The sequence below is a fragment of the Vibrio sp. ECSMB14106 genome (assembly GCF_000972265.1).
Taxonomy (GTDB): domain Bacteria; phylum Pseudomonadota; class Gammaproteobacteria; order Enterobacterales; family Vibrionaceae; genus Vibrio; species Vibrio kanaloae.
In genome coordinates this window covers 1-1,197 of the sequence record NZ_LAUM01000070.1, presented here as the reverse complement: position 1 = coordinate 1,197, position 1,197 = coordinate 1, and the positions used below count along the sequence as shown (strand labels likewise).

The following is a 1,197-nucleotide window of genomic DNA, read 5'->3' as shown; positions in this document are numbered from 1 at the left end:
GTGCTTATTATCCATACAAAGCGTTTAAGACGGATTCACAACGCTTGGCGATTTCGGCTTATTTTAAGTTAAGTGATTATGTCACAATGGTTTAGGTCGGGTGGCCGCGTTGCTCACCACTTAACACGGCGTTATGTGCCATATGACATTAGTCGCAAATTAAGTTTTTCTTATTAGTCGTATTTATCTGGCTTTATATTATGGAATTTTCAATTAGAGTAGGTAATGCAAACGATGATTAGCGCCAGTGATTTTCGAATAGATAGCTCAACTCTTGATTTTAAGAAAGACCAATATCCGTTGCGTAAAATCAAAAATGCCAGAGTAAAATCGAATGCCATTAAAGATCACGTAATGCGCATCCTGACGATAGGTTTGATCGTATCAAGTGTTGTATGGATGATTTGTCCTGAATCTCTTGGCTTAATTACAGCACCAGTTTCCATTGTCATTGGTGTATTATCAGGGCTCGCGTCATCGCGAAAATATGAACTACAAATAGAGTTTCAACATGCTGATGAAACTGGTATACAGTGGATTTCTGTTGCAAAGACTAATAACGAAAATGTTAGAAATATATTTGAAAAACAGGTAATCAGTATACTCGAACATGTCACATAACAAACGCTTCAAGACGGATTCGCAACGCTCGGCGGTTTTGGTTTGAATTGGCTTAAGTGTTTACGGTGTAATAATTGAGTGTCGTGGCAGTGTTGCTCACCACTTAAGCGGGCGTTATGTGCCAGTCTAAAATAGCTTAGAGTGTGGAGTTACGAATGATAGTCACCATTCAAGGACCAAGTTTTTACGGACAAGAAGACGAAGAAGTTTTTTTCGCTTGTTTGTACTCATTACCAGAGTTTGAAAAGGTAGTTGGTGTTGGTCTAAATCTAGACATTCATTTCAAGTCATCAGTTTCAGGTGATGCCATTAAGCGTTTGTTGGTTATTTGTCGTCGCTGGGGGGTAGATGTCAGTTCTCTAAAGAATCAGATTATTTGTTTAGAGGTTGAATCTTTGTTCTGGGATAATGATATATCGTTACCTTAACAATGACTTTTGACTGGTATAAATTGCTTGAAGTTAACAGAAAAGAATTGGTACCAGTCTTGATATATAGCGGGACATCCACTCGGGGGAAGCTTGCACATAACAAGAGACTATGGCGTCAATAGTTAATTTTTGGCGCTACCTTTAT

2 protein-coding genes are annotated in these 1,197 nt (G+C 38.4%); both read left to right on the top strand.

Annotated features, from left to right (window positions below):
- Positions 1–225 precede the first annotated feature (225 nt).
- The gene (locus WR49_RS20680) at positions 226–621 is read left to right on the top strand and encodes a DUF6232 family protein (RefSeq protein WP_231574732.1); all 396 of its coding nucleotides are present in this window, start codon (positions 226–228) and stop codon (positions 619–621) included.
- 155 nt (positions 622–776) lie between these two features.
- On the top strand, positions 777–1,049 hold the full coding sequence (locus tag WR49_RS20675; protein WP_046225273.1) for a hypothetical protein: 273 nt from the start codon (positions 777–779) through the stop codon (positions 1,047–1,049).
- The last annotated feature ends 148 nt before the right edge of the window (positions 1,050–1,197 follow it).